The sequence below is a fragment of the Saccharothrix stipae genome (assembly GCF_054781895.1).
Genome location: NZ_BAAGTN010000017.1, coordinates 455,130 through 471,933, shown reverse-complemented (window position 1 = coordinate 471,933; position 16,804 = coordinate 455,130). Strand labels below are relative to the sequence as shown.

Sequence of the window (16,804 nt, the reverse complement as noted above, 5' to 3'; positions counted from 1 at the left end):
TCGTGTTCACTTCGGACGTGACGACCGCACAACGACGCCGTGCCCGTGTCCGCGCCCCCGAACTGGTGGGCCGGGGCTGGCTGAACACCGGCGGGCAGGAGATCGGGCTCAAGGACCTGCGCGGCAAGGTGGTGCTGCTCGACTTCTGGTCCTTCTGCTGCATCAACTGCCTGCACGTCCTCGACGAGCTGCGCCCCCTCGAAGCCGAGTTCGCCGACGTCCTGGTCACCATCGGCGTGCACTCGCCCAAGTTCGTCCACGAGGCGGAGCCCGCGGCCCTCGAAGCGGCCGTCGAGCGGTACCAGGTCGAGCACCCCGTGCTGGACGACCCCGAGCTGACGACGTGGCAGAACTACGCGGTCAAGGCGTGGCCCACGCTCGTCCTGGTCGACCCCGAGGGTTACGTCGTGCACGTCGCCGCCGGCGAGGGCCACCTCGACGCGCTGCGCCAGGTCGTGTCCGAGATCGTCACCGAGCACGACGCCAAGGGCACCCTGCACCGCGGCGACGGCCCGTACGTCGCGCCGCCGCCCCGCGAGACCGAACTCCGCTTCCCCGCCAAGGCCGTCCTGACCGCGAACGGCACCCTGCTGGTCAGCGACTCCGCCCACCACGGCCTGGTCGAGCTCGAACCCGACGGCGAGACCGTGATCAGGCGCATCGGCACCGGCATCCGCGGTCGCCGCGACGGCCTCGAACCCACCTTCTCCGAACCCGCCGGCATCGCGCTCCTGCCCGACGACGTCGCCGCCGAGGTCGGCTACCACGCCGTCGTCGCCGACACCGTCAACCACCTCCTGCGCGGCCTGAACCTGGACACCGGCGAGGTCACCACCGTCGCCGGCACCGGCGAGCAGTGGCGCGACGGTGACACCGACGGCCCCGCCGACGTGATCCACCTCACCAGCCCGTGGGACGTCGCCTGGTGGGAGCCGGCGCGGGGCGTCGCCATCGCGATGGCGGGCAACCACACGCTCGGCCTGTTCAAGCCCCTGGAACGGCGCGTCGAACGGCTGGCCGGCACCACCGTCGAAGGCCTGCACGACGGACCGGCGCACGAGGCGTTCTTCGCCCAGACCTCGGGCCTGGCCGCCGACGGCGACCGGCTCTGGCTGGTCGACTCGGAGACCTCGGCGCTGCGCCGCCTCGACGCCGACCGCACCGTGCACACCGCCGTCGGCAAGGGCCTGTTCGACTTCGGCCACCGCGACGGCCCGGCCGACCAGGCGCTGCTGCAGCACCCGCTCGGCGTGACCGTCCTGCCCGGCGGCCAGGTCGTCGTCTGCGACACCTACAACGGCGCCATCCGCCGCTACGACCCGGCCACCGGCGAGGTGTCCACTTTGGCCACCGACATCGCCGAGCCGTCCGACGCGGTCCTGGTCGACGGCGAGCTGGTCGTCGTCGCCTCCGCCGCGCACCGCCTGGAACGCCCCGTCGCACCCGGCGCGCGGCTGGTCGACGGCGAGGCGCACCAGGTGCGCAGGCCGCCGTCGGTGATCGCGTCGGGCGAGGTCGAGCTCGCCGTCGTGTTCACCCCGCCGACCGGCCAGAAGCTGGACGACCGGTTCGGCCCGTCCACCCGCCTGGAGATCACCAGCTCACCGCCCGGGCTGCTGGCGGCGGGCGCGGGCGTCGGCACGGACCTGGTGCGCTCGCTGCGCGTCGCCGAGGGCTTCACCGAAGGCGTCCTGCACGTCGTGGCGCAGGCCGCGAGCTGCACGGACGACCCGACCGTCGAGCACCCGGTGTGCAAACTGGCCCGCCAGGACTGGGGCGTGCCGGTCCGCGTGGTAAGGGACGGGCCGCGGCGGCTACCCCTGATGATGGGTGGCCTCGACGAAGGCATCTAGACTCTGCTGGTGCCCGATGTCAAGCTTGAGATCCAGATGCTGCACGACCGCGTGATGGTGCGGATCTCGCCGGAGGACGGCGAACGTCGCAGCAGCGGTGGCATCGTGATCCCGGCGACCGCCCAGATGGCGAAGCGCCTGGCCTGGGGAGACGTGCTCGGGGTCGGTACGAACGTGCGGCACGTGAAGGTCGGCGACCGGGTGCTGTTCAACCCGGAGGACCAGTTCGAGGTCGAGGTGCAGGGCAGCACCTACCTCGTCATGCGCGAACGGGACGTGCACGCGACCGCGACCGAGCGGACGGAGCACGGGACCGGGCTCTACCTGTGACAACTGCGGTGAGACCGGGGCACTGCCCAACCGTGATCGACGTGTGACGACCGTCGGGTAAGCAGTCCCAGGACCTTGCGAGAGGCAAGAGGGGGAGCGGTGCCGGAGAACCAGCGACCGGAGTACGACGCTGAGCGGACCAAGGCCATGGAGCCGGTCCGCCCGTCGGGCACCGCTTCGGAACGGACGACCAAGATCACCGCGGGGTCGGTGCAGGAGGCCGCGTGGCCGCAGGAGGAGCCGGACAACGAGCCGGACGCCTCGGCCACGGTGCGTAATGTGACGCCCCCTTCGGGTGTCCCCGACAACGCGGCGGCCTCCCCGAGCGTCTCTCACGACGTGACGCAGCACCCGACGCGCAACGCGCAGCACAACCCGCCGGGCAGGGGCGCGGACGCCACCCAGGCGATCACGCCGTCCGGTGACCCGACGCGCGCCCTGCCCCAGCCGCCCCCCGCGGCCGAGCGGACCCAGATGATCACCACGCCGGCCGGCGGGTTCACCCGGCCGTCGTCGCCGTCGGAGGCCACCACGGTCTTCTCCGCGCCGGTGTCCGCACCCCCGTCTCCCGGCCAGGAGCCGGAGGCCACCGTCTACGGCCCGGTGATGGTCGACGGCGACACCGAGGCCGACGAGGCCGACACCCGCCGCAAGCGCCTGCGCAAGGGCGGCCTGATCGCCGCCGCCGTGCTCGGCGTGCTGGTCGTCCTCTACGGCCTGGACCTGCTCATTTCCGGCGGCAACGTGCCGCGCGGCGTGACCGTCGCGGGCGTGGACGTCGGCGGCATGAGCCACCCCGAGGCCGAGCAGAAGCTGCGCGACGAGATCGGTCCCCGCCTGGCCGCGCCGGTGAAGGCGCGCGCGGGCGACGTGGAGACCCAGGTCGACCCCAAGGCGGCTGGCCTGGAGCTGGACTGGACCGCCACGCTGGAGCGCGCGGGCAGCCAGCCGCTGTCCCCGATCACTCGCGTCACCTCCTTCTTCACCGCCCGCGAGGTCGGCTTCGCCACCCGCAGCGACGAGGCCAAGCTCGCCGCCGCCCTGGAGGGCCTGCGCGCCGAGACCGACCACGAGCCCGCCGAGGGCGGCATCCGGTTCGAGGGCGCCACCCCGATCGCGGTCGACCCCAGGCAGGGCCAGAAGCTGGACGTGCCCGCCGCCACGGACAAGCTGCTGGCCGGCTGGGCCGACGGCGGCACGGTCGAGCTGCCGGTGGCCACCACCCCGGTCAAGACGACCAAGGAGAGCGTGCAGAAGGCGCTCGAAGAGGTCGCCAAGCCCGCCACCTCCGCGCCGCTGATCATCCAGGGCGAGGGCAAGGACGCGACGCTCACGCCCGAGCAGCTGGCCACCGTGCTGGTGTTCGAGCCCGCCGAGGACGGCAGCCTGACCGCGAAGGTCGACAACGGCAAGGTCGTCGAGCACGCCGGTCCGCAGCTGAAGGACACGGAGAAGGAGGGCAAGGACGCCCAGATCGTGTTCGAGGGCGGCCGGCCCGTGGTGAAGGAGTCGGTGGACGGTCTCGGCATCGACTGGGACAAGTCCCTGGCCACCGCGCTCGACGTGCTCAAGCGCGACAACGAGCGCGCGATCAAGGCCGAGTACAAGCACACGCCCGCCAAGGTGACCACCGAGCAGGCGAACAAGATGGGCATCAAGGAGATCATCGGCGAGTTCTCCACCGGTGGCTTCGTGGCCACGTCCGGCACGAACATCCGCGTGGTGGCCGAGAAGGTCAACGGCGCGATCGTGAAGCCGGGCGAGACGTTCAGCCTCAACGGCCACACCGGCCCCCGCGGCACCGCGCAGGGCTACGTCGAGGCGGGCATCATCGAGGACGGCATCCCCGGCAAGGCGGTCGGCGGCGGCATCTCGCAGTTCGCCACCACGCTCTACAACGCCGCCTACCACGCGGGCATGAAGGACGCCGGGCACAAGGAGCACAGCTACTGGATCTCGCGCTACCCGAAGGGTCGCGAGGCCACCGTGTTCATGGACGGCGCCGGCAACAGCCTGATCGACATCAAGTTCACCAACCCGGACGACACCGGCGTGGCGATCCAGACGATCTGGACCCCGTCCTCGATCAAGATCGTGCTGTGGGGCACCAAGAACTACGACGTGACCGGGTCCACCAGCGCCGAGTTCAACCCCACCCAGCCGCAGGAGCGCAAGGTCAACAAGCCGGGTTGCCAGCCGAGCAACGGCGCGCCCGGGTTCTCGGTCACCGACACGCGCACCATCACCGACCGCCGCACCGGGCAGTCGCGCCAGGAGAGCCGAACGGTCCGGTACGACCCGCAGTTCAAGATCGTCTGCGAGCCGCCACCGGGCGGTTGAGCCCGCGGTCCACGGTTGGTGGTGGCCACGACTGGGTATCACCCATTCGTGGCTACCACCGGGCAAGAGGTGCGAAGACATCCCGCCGTGCAGGTTCTCGGGCGCGCCGGGATGGTCTGTTACGGGCTCGTCCACGTGCTCTTGGCGGCGTTGACGGCGCAAGTGGTCCTCGGTGACACCGGGGAGCGGACCGACCAGAAGGGCGCGGTCTCCACCCTGGCCCAGACCGCGGTCGGGCCGGTCCTGCTGTGGGTGCTGGCGATCGGCCTGTTCGCGTTCGCGGTCTGGCAGCTGACCATGGCCGCCGGCGGGTACGGGTGGGTGACCAAGAAGCGCAAGCGCGTCTACCGCCGGTGCGGCTCGGTCGGCCGCGCCATCACCGGCACGGTCATCGGCATCGCGGCGATCAACTACGCGACCGGCACGTCCCAGAAGAGCGGCACCGAGCAGTCCCAGACGTGGACCGCCCGCGTGCTGGCGCTGCCGTTCGGCCAGATCCTCGTCGGGCTGGTGGCGGCGTTCGTCATCGGTCTCGGCGTCATGGTGGCGCGCAAGGGCATCAAGCGGTCCTTCGAGGACGACCTGAACATGTCCGAGCTGCCCGCCGGCACCCGGATCTGGGTGGAGCGGCTGGGTCGGATCGGCTGGATCGGCAAGGGCGCGTCGTACGTGCTCATCGGCATCCTGGTCGCGTTCGCCGCGATCAACGCCGATCCGTCCGAGTCGGGCGGGATGGACAAGGCGCTGCACACGCTCGCCGCGCAGCCGTACGGCATCTTCGCGCTGGCGATCATCGCGGTCGGCTTCCTGGGCTTCGGCGCGTACTGCTTCGCCGCCGCCAAGGCGCACAAGGGCTGACCCGCGCGGTGCCGCACGGCGTCGCCCCGAACGCAAAAGCAGGGGTCCCCGCCAAGGGGACCCCTGCTTTTATTCTGCCCGAAGGGTCTGACAATTCCGGGTCGTGCGTGCGGTCAGGACCGAGGTCCGGGTCGTGCGTGCGGTCAGAACGAGGCCTCGTCGACGTCCATCAGGGCGTTGTCGGTGGCCTCGGTGATCTTGCGGCGGGCGGTCAGCTCCGGCAGCACGGACTTGGCGAAGAACGACGCCACCGCGACCTTGCCCTCGTAGAACGCCTTGTCCTTGGCCGAGACCTGGCCGTCCAGCTTGGCCAGCGCCACCTCGGCCTGGCGCAGCAGCAGCCAGCCGACCAGCACGTCGCCCGCCGTCATCAGCAGCCGGACGGTGTTCTGGCCGACCTTGTACAGGTTGCGGACGTCCTCCTGCGAGCTGGTCAGGAAGCCGACCAGGGCGCCGAGCATGCCCTGGAGGTCTTCGAGCGCCCGCTTGAGCAGCGCCCGCTCCTCCTTGAGGCGACCGTTGCCGCCCTCGTTGTCCAGGAACGCCTGGATCTCACCGTTGATGAAGCCCAGCCCCTGGCCCTTGTCGCGGATGATCTTCCGGAAGAAGAAGTCGAGCGACTGGATGGCCGTGGTGCCCTCGTACAGCGAGTCGATCTTCGAGTCCCGGATGTACTGCTCGATCGGGTACTCCTGCAGGAAGCCGGAGCCGCCCAGCGTCTGCAACGACTGCGCCAGCTGCTCGTACGCCCGCTCGGAACCGACGCCCTTGACGATCGGCAGCAGCAGGTCGTTGACCTTCTCCGCCAGCTCCTTGTCCGGGCCGCCCATCGCGATCTTGTCCTGCTGCGTGGCGGTGTACAGGTAGACCGCGCGCAGCCCCTCGGCGTAGGCCTTCTGCAGCATCAGGCTGCGGCGCACGTCCGGGTGGTGGGTGATGGTGACGCGCGGCGCGGTCTTGTCCGTCATCCGGGTCAGGTCGGCGCTCTGCACCCGCTCCTTGGCGTAGGCCAGGGCGTTGAGGTAGCCGGTCGACAGGGTGCCGATGGCCTTCGTGCCGACCATCATCCGGGCGTACTCGATGACCTGGAACATCTGCGCGATGCCGTCGTGCACCTCGCCGAGCAGCCAGCCCTTGGCCGGGACGCCGTGCTGGCCGAACGTCAGCTCGCACGTGGTGGACACCTTGAGGCCCATCTTGTGCTCGACGTTGGTGACGAAGGCGCCGTTGCGCTCGCCGGTCGACTCACCGGTCTCCGGGTCGAAGTGCCACTTCGGCACGAGGAACAGCGACAGGCCCTTGGTGCCCGCCTTCGGCTCGATGCCGGGGCCCTCGGGGCGCGCCAGCACCAGGTGCATGATGTTCTCGGTCATGTCCTGGTCGGCGGAGGTGATGAACCGCTTCACGCCGTCGATGTGCCAGGTGCCGTCGTCCTGCCGGGTGGCCTTGGTGCGGCCCGCGCCCACGTCGGACCCGGCGTCCGGCTCGGTCAGCACCATGGTGGCGCCCCAGCCGCGCTCGATCATGATCTCGGCCCAGCGCTGCTGCTGCTCGGTGCCGTTGCGGTAGACGACCGAGGCGAAGTTCGGACCGGCCAGGTACATGTAGATGGCCGGGTTCGCGCCCAGGATCAGCTCGGAGGCCGCCCACTGGACCGACGGCGGGATGCCGAAGCCGCCCAGCTCGTTCGGCAGCGACAGGCGGTACCACTCGCCGTCCCAGATGGCCTGGTAGGACTTCTTGAACGAGTCCGGCAGCGTGGCCGAGTGGGTCTTCGGGTCGAAGACCGGGGGGTTGCGGTCGGCGTCGGCGAAGGACTCCGCCAGCGGCCCGACGGCCAGGTTGTTCAGCTCGGCAAGCACGCCGCGCGCGGTGTCCTCGTCGGACTGCTCGAACGGCCCCGTGCCGAGGTGGTCCTGCACGTTGAAGACCTCGAACAGGTTGAATTCGAGGTCCCGGACGTTGCTCTTGTAGTGACCCATCTCGTCGCTCACTCCATGCTGGTCGGGGCGGTCCCCTACTGACCGGTAACAACAGGGTATTACCTGTCAGTAACCTCGGCAAGGCCGCGCACGGGGTTGTGGCGAATCAGACGGGTGGCGTGAGCTCGGCCGGCACCCCTCCGGTCAGACCGGTCGCACCATGCCGCCGGACAGCAGGCCCGCCTGGTAGGCCAGCGACACCGCGTGCGTCCGGTCGCGGGCGCGGAGCTTGCGCAGGATGTTCTTCACGTGCGTGCGCACGGTCTCCACCGAGACGTACAGCTCGTTGGCCACCGCCTGGTTCTCCATGCCGTCCGCGATGAGCTGGAGCACCTCGTACTCCCGGCGCGACAGCGACCGGCGGCTGCCCGCCTCGGCGGTCGGCGTGAAACCGGCCGCCAGCGGTGCGAGGGTCGGGTCCAGGTACATCCGCTCGGCGTGCGTGCGCGCGACGGCCCGCAGCACGTCACAGATCTCCCCCTCCCGCGGCACCATCCCCCGCACGCCCGCGGCCAACGCCGAGCGCACGAACTTCGCCGTCCGGTGCGGCTCGCGGACCAGGGACACCACGGCCAGCGCCGGGTCGCCGGCGGTGAGCAGCGTGGCCAGGTGTCCCTGCGGGTCGAGCAGGGAGTCCACCAGCAGCACGTCGGGTCGCAGTCGTTCGTGCAGCCGCACGGCCGTGTGCAGGTGCCCGGTGGCGCCCAGCCAGTGCATGGCGGGCGTGCGCCGGACCACGGCGGCCATCCCCTCGCGGAACAGCGGCACGGGGTCCACCAGCGCGACCCCCGGGCCGGGGGCGGGGGCGCGCCCATCACCGCCTGGTGTGGGCGGACGCGTGTCGAGGCCGGTTCGCATACGGGTGCGACCACCTCGGCGACCAGCCATGACGCGGATTTCGCGAACTAGTTTCCGAACAAACGCGATCCAACCTCGGTCATGTATGTGAACAACAGTCACGAATGTGACTCAATGCCCCCGCGCGGCCTTCCGCGAGCCGCAACGGGCTCGTAAGACGTACGTCACACACCCATGTGGAAAGCCGCGCACCGCCGCCGCCCGAACACGCGCTGCCACCCGTGGGCCGGACACTCGTGGAGGCCTCATGGAAACCCTCGACTGGATCGTCGTCGGTGGGTACTTCTTCGTGATGGTGGCGATCGGCTACTGGTCACGCGGGCGGATCAAGAACATCGCGGACTTCTTCACCGCGGGCGGCCGGATGCCCTGGTGGCTGTCCGGCATCTCGCACCACATGTCCGGTTACAGCGCCGTCATGTTCGTGGCCTTCGCCGCCGAGGCCTACCGCCTCGGGCTGACCGTCTACATCTGGTGGGCCCTGACGATCGGTGTCGGTGTCGGCATCGGCGCGTTCCTGTGGGCGGGCACGTGGAACCGGCTGCGCTCCAAGCACGGCGTCAAGTCGCCGCTGGAGTACCTGGCCCGCCGCTACGACGTGCCGACCCAGCAGGTCATGGCGTGGGCGGGCGCGGCGCTGAAGGTCGTGGACATCGCGGCCAAGTGGGTCGCGGTCTCGCTGCTGCTCCAGGGCTTCGCGGGGGTGCCGATCTGGCTCGGCATCACGATCGTCGGCGCCGTCACGATGGTCTACTCGGTGCTGGGCGGCCTGTGGGCCGACGCGCTGACCGACTTCGGCCAGTTCATCATCCAGGGCGCGGCGGGCATCGCCATGTTCGTCGCGGTGGCCGCGCACTTCGGCGGCATCGACTTCATGTGGACGATCTGGGACGAGCTGCCCGAGTCGCACTCCGAGCCGCTGTCCGGCAACTACACGTTGATCTTCTTCATGGCGCTGTTCCTGATCAAGACGCTGGAGTACAACGGCGGCATGTGGAACCTGGCGCAGCGCTACATGGCCGCGCCGTCCGGGGCCGCGGCCAAGCGGTCCGCCCTGCTGTCCAGCGCGCTGTGGCTGGTGTGGCCGCTGGTGCTGTTCTTCCCGATGTGGGCCGCGCCGCTGATCGTGCCGGGCATGGGTGCCAACGCCGAGCAGGCGTACGTCGAGATGGGCAAGCTCATGCTGCCCGCGGGCATGATCGGCCTGGTGCTGGCCGGCTTCTTCTCGCACACCATGGCGATGGTGTCCTCCGACGCCAACGTGATCTCCGCGGTCATCACCCGGGACATGCTGCCCCGGCTGTGGAAGGGCGTGCGGCGGTTCAGCGAGCCCGCGCAGCTGCAACTGGCGCGAATCACCACGTTCCTGTTCATCGGGCTGAGCATGACGATCGCGTTGACCGCGGACACCAAGGGTTTCGTGCTCAAGGTCGTGATCGCCCTGGTGGCGGCCACGATGGGCCCGATCGCGATCCCGCTGATGCTCGGCATGCTGCCGTGGTTCAAGAAGGTCGGCCCGACCGCCGCGATGAGCTCGGTCGTCGGCGGCCTCGGCACGTGGGCCGTGCTGTACGTGATGCAGCTGAACAAGGTGGAGTTCGTCACCCAGGCGGTGATCGTGTCCTGGCCGCTGCTGGTGTCGCTGGTGCTCTACCTGGTGGTCGGCCTGGTGCTCAAGCCGGAGCCGTCGGCGGACCGGGAGGAGCTCGTCGACTCGCTGCGCTCCGACCCCGACGAGGAGAAGGTCGCCGCCCGCGCCTGAACCGCGTGCGGGGTGGGTCGTCACCGCCGTGCGGGCGCCTTCGTGCGCCCGCACGGCGGACGAGGTGTAGTGTGTGTACTAATGATTAGTGCACAAAACATCGAGGACCCGCTGGCCCTGGAACGGCAGGTCTGCTTCGCGTTGTCCATCGCGTCCAGGAACGTGATCGCCGTCTACCGGCCGCTGTTGGAGCCGATGGGGCTGACCCACCCGCAGTACCTGGTGATGCTCGCCCTGTGGGGCAGTGCGCCGTTGTCGGTCAAGGAGCTGAGCCGCATGCTGGCGTTGGAGCCCGCGACCCTGTCGCCGCTGCTCAAGCGGCTGGAGGCGATCGGGTACGTGACGCGGTCGCGGGACGCGGCGGACGAGCGGATGCTCGCCGTCACGCTCACGGAGAGCGGTGCGGCGCTGCGCGAGCGGGCGTTGGCCATCCCGCCCGCGGTGGTGGAGCGGCTGGGCATGTCGCTGGACGAGCTGCGCGACCTGCACGCCGTGCTGACCGGGTTGATCTCCGCGACGGAGCGGAAGTGAAGCCCGCCGTGCCGTTGCGGGTCTGGTACCTGCTCGGCGGCCGGTTGCCCCAGCGGCACCGGGAGTGGGTGTTCCGGCAGGCGACCAAGCCGTCGTGGCTGGCTTGGTTCACCGTGCGGATGTTCCTGCAGGTGCTGCCGTTGACGGTGGTGATCACGCTGGCGTTGGTGCTCGGCCTGGGCTCGCCGTTGCCGCTGGCGATCGCGTGCGGGTCGTTGGGGCTGGTGGTGGGCGTGTACTTCGGCGTGTCGTACGCGATCGAGAGCACCGACCACCGGATGACGAAGTACGGCTACCCGGCCGGCGCGGCGGCGGCCGTGCGCAAGGAGCGGACGCGGCGGGACCAGGAGCGGTACGAGCGGGTGTGGCGCTCGACCGAAAACCAGGCCTGAGACCGCGGCCCGGTGGCCTAGCGTCCGGTGGCGTGGAGTGGCAGAGGGCGGTGGCGGCAGCGTTCGGGCTCGGTGACGTGGTCGAGCCGTGGACACCGGTGGCGGGCGGGCGTTCGCACCTGGTGTGGCGCCTGCGCACGATGCGGGGCACGTGGGCGGTCAAGCGGCTGAACCGGTCGCGCGAGGACTGGTGGCTGCGGGACTACCTGGTGTCCGCGGAGGTCCAACTCGACGCCTGGGCACGCGGTTTCCCCATGCCACGTCCGGTGCACCCGCTCGAACCGGCCGCGCCGCTGCTGGCCGACGTGCGGGTGGGCGACGAGGTGGCGAGCTACCTGGTGCACGAGTGGCACGACGGCGGCCCGGTGACGTCGGACGTGTCCGCGTGGGTCGGCCGGGTCCTGGCCTCGCTGCACCGGCTGCCCGCCGAAACGGCGCCCGGCTACCCGCCGCACCCCGTCGAGGAGTGGCGGGAGTGGTTGGACGAGGCCCCGAACGACTTCACCGACGCCGTCCGCGGCTACCTGCCCGACATCGCCGAGGCCGGGGTGATCGCGGCGCGGACCGACGGCCTGACGCCGGTCGCCACGCACCGGGACGTGAAGCCGGACAACGTCCTGGAGACCCCCGGCGGCCCGTTGCTGCTGGACTGGGACGGCGCGGGGCCGGACCACGCGGAGTGGGAGCTGACCCGCGCGGCGCTGCACTTCAGCCGGCTCGGCGAGGACCGCGCCGCGTTCGACGCCGTGATCGGGTCGTACGAGGCCGCGGGCGGTCGGCGACCTCCGGCGTCACCGACGTCGTTCGCCGGCCTGCTGCGCGTCTACCTCGGTGGCGCGGCGTGGATGGTGTGGCGCGCGCTGGGCCACCGCCCGGTCACCGAACCCGAACGTGCGGCCGCGCACACCCACGCGCTGGAACTGCTGTCCGACCTGCGCACGTCCCTGAACCGCCTGGACGGGTGGGTCGACCGCCTGCGTTGACCGAACGGCCCCCACCCGGCTTCGGGTGAGGGCCGTTCGGTCGCACGTCCCGCTACGGCAGGGACTCGCAGGCCACGCCGTCGTTGTCGGCGTCGAGCTGCGCGACGTCGCCGTAGTACGGGTAGTACCGGTCGAACCACGCCTGCGCGTCGCGCTGGTAGCGGAAGTCCGAGCAGTCCACGCTGTTGCCGGGGTTCGCGGGCGCTCCGCCGCCGCCTCCGACGACCTCCGGCCACGGGCTGCCGGCGGCGACCCACTCGTGGTAGCTGACGGCCCGGTGGAACGGGATGCCCTGGTAGTAGATCGTCGCGGTGCCGGCGTACTTGTAGAAGCGGTCGCCCGCGATCCGCTGCACGACCCGCGGCGTCGGGAACGCCTGCGCGCTCCACTCGCCGTAGCCGATCGAGTAACCGGCACCGGTCGCCAGGTTGGACATCCGCATGATGTTCGACGCCCACGAGAGCTTCAGGAAACCCTCGTTGGAACGCCGGTCGAAGTTCCGGAAACCGGAAGCGGCCCACTCGTCGTAGGTGAGCTTGTGGTGCAGCCGGTCCTCGCCCTCGACGAAGATCTCACTGGCCGTGCCCCACTGGTAGTAGTAGCTGCCCTTGATCCACCCCGCGGTGCGCGGGTACGGACTGCCGGACGCCCGCCACTGGGCCTCGGTGAGCCGGTCCCAGTCCCACGTCGAGTCCGGGTTCCCCCAGAACGTGACCGCGTAGATGGTGGGCGACCAGGCGTACTTGACGTAGTCCGTCGGCGACGGTGCGGGCTGCGGGAAGCCGGCGCTGGACCACTCGTCGTAGCTGATGCCGCGGGCGACGCCGTTGTCGACGCGCCACACCGTCGGGTCGAACGGCTGCTTGTAGTACCCGTTGGCCACCGCCGCGTTGGCAGGCGCCGCGACCGCGACCGCCAGCCCCAACGCCAAGCCGGCACCCATCAACGCCGCCGCCACCCGTGTGCTCAGTTTCACTGACCCGCCTTCCGTCCCACCCCGAACCTGATGTTGGTGGGACTGTCGGCACCCGCCGCCAGTCGTTACGCAGAGGAGTCGAGATCGGCCGTAGTTAACTCGTTTGGCCGAAAGAATCGGGCATTTCAATGAGCATCCGTCACTAAACGTGCAACGTCACCGGCCACCCCCGGCGACCGCCCTCGGCCCGGACGCGACGAAGGCCCAGGTCAACCGGAGCTGACCTGGGCCATCGGGACGGGTTGCACGGCGTTCGCCTCGCCGGATCCGTTGAGGCAGTCTCTAGGGAACCAGATCGGCCAGGTCGATCGGCACGGGAACAGGGCCCGGCAGCGCGGTCCGGGTGTCACCGCCACTTGGAGGCGCGGGTGTGCGGTCCCGGTAACTGCCACCTACCAGCTCGTAGGCGCGTACTGCGGCAGCTCGACGGACGGCGTGCATCTCCACCGTCCACAAGTAGGGCACACCAGCGATGGCGTACCCGGCGACCTTGGTCTCCCGCTCGTGCGCACTGTTTCCCGGTGACCAGACTTCGACAGCCAGCACCAGAGCTGACGCGGGGAAGCTGGTTGTCGTGGGAGGCGTGTTGAGCAGAGCGACGTCCGGGATCAACGCGGTGCGGATGGCGGTGGACATCTCGACACCCACTCCGGTCACCGCGTGCAGCCGGTCGTTCCCCTCCGCCGCACGCCAGAGGGCACGGTAGAGAGCGCCCAAGGCGTACCGGTGGGGACCGCCGGGTGGAGGAGACACGTGGTAGTAACCCCAGATCAACTCAAGCCGCGACCCTGACCTCGGCGCGACGAAGGCCCAGGTCAACCGGAGCTGACCTGGGCCTTCGTCGACGAGCGGGTGACGGGAATCGAACCCGCCTCTACAGCTTGGGAAGCTGTCGTTCTACCAATGAACTACACCCGCGTGTTGCGTGCCCGATCATACACATAGGCTGTGGCCGTGCTGCTAAGTGACCGTGATCTGCGCAAAGAGGTCGAGTCCGGCCGGTTGGTGCTGGAGCCGTTCGACGACGTCATGGTGCAGCCGTCCAGCATCGACGTCCGGCTGGACCGGTTCTTCCGCGTCTTCAACAACACCCGCTACACCCACATCGACCCGGCCATGCAGCAGGACGACCTGACCTCCCTGGTCGAGCCGGCCGACGAAGAGCCGTTCGTGCTGCACCCCGGCGAGTTCGTGCTCGGCTCCACCTTCGAGCTCGTCACCCTGCCCGACGACCTGGCGGGCCGGCTGGAGGGCAAGTCGTCGCTGGGCCGCCTCGGCCTGCTCACCCACTCCACGGCGGGCTTCATCGACCCCGGCTTCTCCGGCCACATCACGCTGGAGCTGTCGAACGTCGCGAACCTGCCCATCACGCTCTGGCCCGGCATGAAGATCGGCCAGCTCTGCCTGTTCCGGCTCAGCAGCTCGGCCGAGCACCCGTACGGCTCGACCCAGGCGGGCTCCCGCTACCAGGGCCAGCGCGGCCCGACGCCGTCCCGCGCCTACCTCAACTTCCACCGCACCGACACCAAGCGCTAGAGCTTCACGTCCCCGTACCTGGCCAGCACCCGCGACCGCAGCTCCGGGTCGTTGCGCGGCACGGGCTCCAGGAACACCTCGTCCAGCTCGGCGTGCGCGGCGCGCAGCTCGGCGTCGATCCGCACGCACGCCCGCTCCAGCTCGGCCGCGCCCAACGCGTCGTCGAAGTCGAGCCGCGCGCACACCAGCACCCGGTCCGTGCCGACCGCCATCGTCAGCAGGTCCACCACCTGCTCGACCTCCGGCGCCTCCCGCAGCGCCGTCCACACCGCCCGCACCAGCACCGGGTCGGCCTGCCTGCCGATCAGCAGCCCCCGGTTGGTCGACGCCAACGTGTACGCGACGACCGCGAGCAGCACGCCGATCGCCAACGACGCCACGCCGTCCCACACCGACGACCCGGTCAGGTGGTGCAGCCCGAGCCCGCCGAACGCGAGCAGCAGCCCGACCAGCGCGGCCGAGTCCTCCAGGAACACCGTCTTCACCGTCGGGTCGTCCGACACCCGCAGGAACGCGAGCACCGACCGCCCCTCGGCCCGCGCCTCCCGCCGCACCTGCCGCGCGGCCTGCGTCCACGACACCGACTCCAGCGCGAACGCGATGGCCAGCACCACGTACCCGACGACGGGGCTGCCCTGCTCCTGCGGCGCGCCGAACACCGTGCGGAAGCCCTCGTACAACGCGAACACCGCGCCGGACACGAAGATCGACACGGCGGCGAGCAGCGACCAGAAGTACCGGTCCTTGCCGTACCCGAACGGGTGCCTGCGGTCCGCGGGACGTGCCGACCGGCGCAACGCGGTCAGCAGCAGGGCCTCGGTGAACGTGTCGGCGACCGAGTGCGCCGCCTCCGCCATCATCGCCGCCGACCCGGTGATCACCCCGGCGATCGCCTTCATCACCGCGATGGCGAGGTTCACCGCCAGGGCCAGCAGGACGGTGAGCGTGCTGTCGCCGCCCTTCGCCTGCCCGCCCTGCGACCGCTCAGCTGCCATGCCCCGACGTTAGGCCGGACCGGCATGATCCGCTCGACGTGACCCCGGTCACGAAACGATCATGGACCCGGTGGCGACGACGAAGTGACACATTCCGTCTTCGGGGGGACTTTCAGGTGCGAACCTTGACAGGTCGGCTCACGGCCGTCATCGCGGTCGTGGGTGCGGCGGCACTGGCCGGCCCGCTCGCGGTGGCACAGGACGACACCGTCACGCTGGAAGGCCTGGTGTGGTTCGACCGCGACGCCGACGGCGTGGTCGACGCGGGGGAGCCGCCGCTGGTCAACCGCCTTCCCGTGGAGGTCTACAACGCCTCGACCAAGGCGTTCCTCGGCGAGTACCGCACCGACGCGAACGGCCGCTACAAGGCCGTCGACCTGCCCGACGTCCCGCTCGCCATCTACAACCGCAACGCCGGGATCTTCGAGGCGACGACCCCGGCGACGTTCAACCCCGTCAGCGGCGGTGGCACGTTCGACTTCGGCGTGCGCGGCGGGACCGTGCGCGGCTTCTCGTTCTTCGACCTCGACCGCGACGGCGTGCGGCAGACGCACGAGCCGGACGTGCCGGGCGCGCCGACGGTGCGGCTGGTCCACGGCATCGTCGACGTGGCGCCCGCGACGCGCGGCGTGGGGGGCGAGTACGAGTTCACCGACGTGCCGGTCGGCTCGGACGTGTCGATCGTGGCCGACAACGCGCCGGAGCTGAAGCTGGCGCCGCCGGTGACCGAGCACGACATCGACCCGGCGACGCGGCAGAAGAAGATCGTGGTGCGTGCCGGTGAGGCGACGCGCGTGGACGTCCGGTACACGTACCTGGACGCCGACTTCGTGGCCGGCGCACCGCGCCTGGAGCCCGCGCGGGACGCCTACCGCGTGGGTGACGTCGTCACGCTGGTCGTGCCGGTGACCAACCGGGGCGAGGCGTCGGACAACCCGGCGATGGTGGTGTTCGGGGCGACGCCGGAGTTCCTCTCGGCGAACGACCTCGTCAAGGTGATCTCGCCCGGCCAGGAGTTCAGCCTGCACCACCCGATCGCGGTCGGCGAGACCGTCGACGTGCGCTTGACCTACCGGCTGGACGACCCGGAGTTCGACCAGTTCCACCTGCTGATCCGGCCGTTCTCGGCGTTGGGGCACAAGGAGACCAACTTCGGGGACAACCACGCGAAGGTGCCGCTGAAGTACACGACCGGGGAGCAGACGACGACCACGTCCCCGACCGCGACCACGACAACCGCGACGACGACCACGACCACCACTGCGGCCGTGGCGCAGGTGGCGGGCGGCAGCAGCGGGTTGGCGAGCACGGGTGCGTCGCCGTTGTCGTTCCTGGCGGTCGGCGTGCTGCTGCTCGGTGCGGGCGCGTTGACCTTCTTGGCGGCACGCAGGCGTCGTCGCGCCTGACC

15 protein-coding genes and 1 tRNA gene are annotated in these 16,804 nt (G+C 70.4%); 10 read left to right on the top strand and 6 right to left on the bottom strand.

Annotated elements, in window-relative coordinates; genetic code table 11:
* Positions 1-17: 17 nt before the first annotated feature.
* The 4 genes from ACYVLT_RS30310 to ACYVLT_RS30295 all read left to right on the top strand — a co-directional run bounded on the left by ACYVLT_RS30310 (position 18) and on the right by ACYVLT_RS30295 (position 5,381).
* Positions 18-1,853 carry an NHL domain-containing thioredoxin family protein gene (locus ACYVLT_RS30310; RefSeq protein WP_461123580.1) on the top strand — a complete coding sequence of 612 codons (1,836 nt, stop codon included), beginning with the start codon at positions 18-20 and terminating at the stop codon, positions 1,851-1,853.
* A 36-nt stretch (positions 1,854-1,889) separates the two neighbouring features.
* The gene (locus ACYVLT_RS30305; protein ID WP_073886419.1) at positions 1,890-2,183 is read left to right on the top strand and encodes a GroES family chaperonin; all 294 of its coding nucleotides are present in this window, start codon (positions 1,890-1,892) and stop codon (positions 2,181-2,183) included.
* A gap of 99 nt (positions 2,184-2,282) precedes the next feature.
* Complete coding sequence (locus tag ACYVLT_RS30300) at positions 2,283-4,523, top strand: VanW family protein (RefSeq protein WP_461123579.1); 2,241 nt, start codon at positions 2,283-2,285, stop codon at positions 4,521-4,523.
* A gap of 48 nt (positions 4,524-4,571) precedes the next feature.
* Positions 4,572-5,381, top strand: coding sequence for a DUF1206 domain-containing protein (locus ACYVLT_RS30295; RefSeq protein ID WP_461123578.1), 810 nt, complete (start codon positions 4,572-4,574; stop codon positions 5,379-5,381).
* Between the two features lie 143 nt (positions 5,382-5,524).
* On the opposite strand, the gene ACYVLT_RS30290 is transcribed toward ACYVLT_RS30295, so the two are convergent.
* Both ACYVLT_RS30290 and ACYVLT_RS30285 read right to left on the bottom strand, forming a co-directional pair.
* Positions 5,525-7,363 (bottom strand): acyl-CoA dehydrogenase, encoded by a 1,839-nt coding sequence (locus ACYVLT_RS30290; protein WP_461123577.1) that lies wholly within the window; start codon positions 7,361-7,363, stop codon positions 5,525-5,527.
* A gap of 144 nt (positions 7,364-7,507) precedes the next feature.
* Positions 7,508-8,140 (bottom strand): LuxR C-terminal-related transcriptional regulator, encoded by a 633-nt coding sequence (locus ACYVLT_RS30285; protein WP_461123576.1) that lies wholly within the window; start codon positions 8,138-8,140, stop codon positions 7,508-7,510.
* A 328-nt stretch (positions 8,141-8,468) separates the two neighbouring features.
* Between ACYVLT_RS30285 and ACYVLT_RS30280 the strand changes: the two genes are divergently transcribed.
* From ACYVLT_RS30280 to ACYVLT_RS30265, 4 genes are all read left to right on the top strand, one after another.
* The gene (locus ACYVLT_RS30280) at positions 8,469-9,983 is read left to right on the top strand and encodes a sodium:solute symporter family protein (protein ID WP_461123575.1); all 1,515 of its coding nucleotides are present in this window, start codon (positions 8,469-8,471) and stop codon (positions 9,981-9,983) included.
* Positions 9,984-10,064: 81 nt separating this feature from the next.
* Entirely contained in the window at positions 10,065-10,514 is a 450-nt protein-coding gene (locus ACYVLT_RS30275; protein WP_461123574.1) for a MarR family winged helix-turn-helix transcriptional regulator, read from the top strand.
* The gene (locus ACYVLT_RS30270; protein WP_360448929.1) at positions 10,511-10,906 is read left to right on the top strand and encodes a DUF5313 family protein; all 396 of its coding nucleotides are present in this window, start codon (positions 10,511-10,513) and stop codon (positions 10,904-10,906) included. The genes ACYVLT_RS30275 and ACYVLT_RS30270 overlap by 4 nt, the downstream gene beginning before the upstream one ends.
* 32 nt (positions 10,907-10,938) lie before the next feature.
* Entirely contained in the window at positions 10,939-11,889 is a 951-nt protein-coding gene (locus ACYVLT_RS30265; protein WP_461123573.1) for a phosphotransferase family protein, read from the top strand.
* 52 nt (positions 11,890-11,941) lie between these two features.
* Here ACYVLT_RS30265 and ACYVLT_RS30260 read toward each other — a convergent pair whose 3' ends face one another.
* From ACYVLT_RS30260 to ACYVLT_RS30250, 3 genes are all read right to left on the bottom strand, one after another.
* Complete coding sequence (locus tag ACYVLT_RS30260; RefSeq protein ID WP_461123572.1) at positions 11,942-12,865, bottom strand: excalibur calcium-binding domain-containing protein; 924 nt, start codon at positions 12,863-12,865, stop codon at positions 11,942-11,944.
* Positions 12,866-13,147: 282 nt separating this feature from the next.
* On the bottom strand, positions 13,148-13,684 hold the full coding sequence (locus ACYVLT_RS30255; protein WP_461123571.1) for a Uma2 family endonuclease: 537 nt from the start codon (positions 13,682-13,684) through the stop codon (positions 13,148-13,150).
* A 28-nt stretch (positions 13,685-13,712) separates the two neighbouring features.
* Positions 13,713-13,783: transfer RNA gene (locus tag ACYVLT_RS30250), tRNA-Gly, on the bottom strand.
* A gap of 36 nt (positions 13,784-13,819) precedes the next feature.
* Here ACYVLT_RS30250 and dcd point away from each other — a divergent pair.
* Positions 13,820-14,401: a dCTP deaminase gene (dcd, locus tag ACYVLT_RS30245; RefSeq protein WP_461123570.1), complete on the top strand. Its 582-nt coding sequence runs from the start codon at positions 13,820-13,822 to the stop codon at positions 14,399-14,401.
* Here the strand turns inward: dcd and ACYVLT_RS30240 are convergent.
* Positions 14,398-15,396 carry a cation diffusion facilitator family transporter gene (locus ACYVLT_RS30240; protein WP_461123569.1) on the bottom strand — a complete coding sequence of 333 codons (999 nt, stop codon included), beginning with the start codon at positions 15,394-15,396 and terminating at the stop codon, positions 14,398-14,400. The genes dcd and ACYVLT_RS30240 overlap by 4 nt on opposite strands.
* A 125-nt stretch (positions 15,397-15,521) precedes the next feature.
* Between ACYVLT_RS30240 and ACYVLT_RS30235 the strand changes: the two genes are divergently transcribed.
* Positions 15,522-16,802, top strand: coding sequence for a hypothetical protein (locus ACYVLT_RS30235; protein ID WP_461123568.1), 1,281 nt, complete (start codon positions 15,522-15,524; stop codon positions 16,800-16,802).
* The last annotated feature ends 2 nt before the right edge of the window (positions 16,803-16,804 follow it).

Bases quoted from the DNA above. Each gene is read 5' to 3' on its own strand.
- ACYVLT_RS30240 (WP_461123569.1), bottom strand. From the start codon at position 15,396: ATGGCAGCTGAGCGGTCGCAGGGCGGGCAGGCGAAGGGCGGCGACAGC.
- ACYVLT_RS30290 (WP_461123577.1), bottom strand. From the start codon at position 7,363: ATGGGTCACTACAAGAGCAACGTCCGGGACCTCGAATTCAACCTGTTC.
- ACYVLT_RS30305 (WP_073886419.1), top strand. From the start codon at position 1,890: ATGCTGCACGACCGCGTGATGGTGCGGATCTCGCCGGAGGACGGCGAA.
- ACYVLT_RS30275 (WP_461123574.1), top strand. From the start codon at position 10,065: ATGATTAGTGCACAAAACATCGAGGACCCGCTGGCCCTGGAACGGCAG.
- ACYVLT_RS30280 (WP_461123575.1), top strand. From the start codon at position 8,469: ATGGAAACCCTCGACTGGATCGTCGTCGGTGGGTACTTCTTCGTGATG.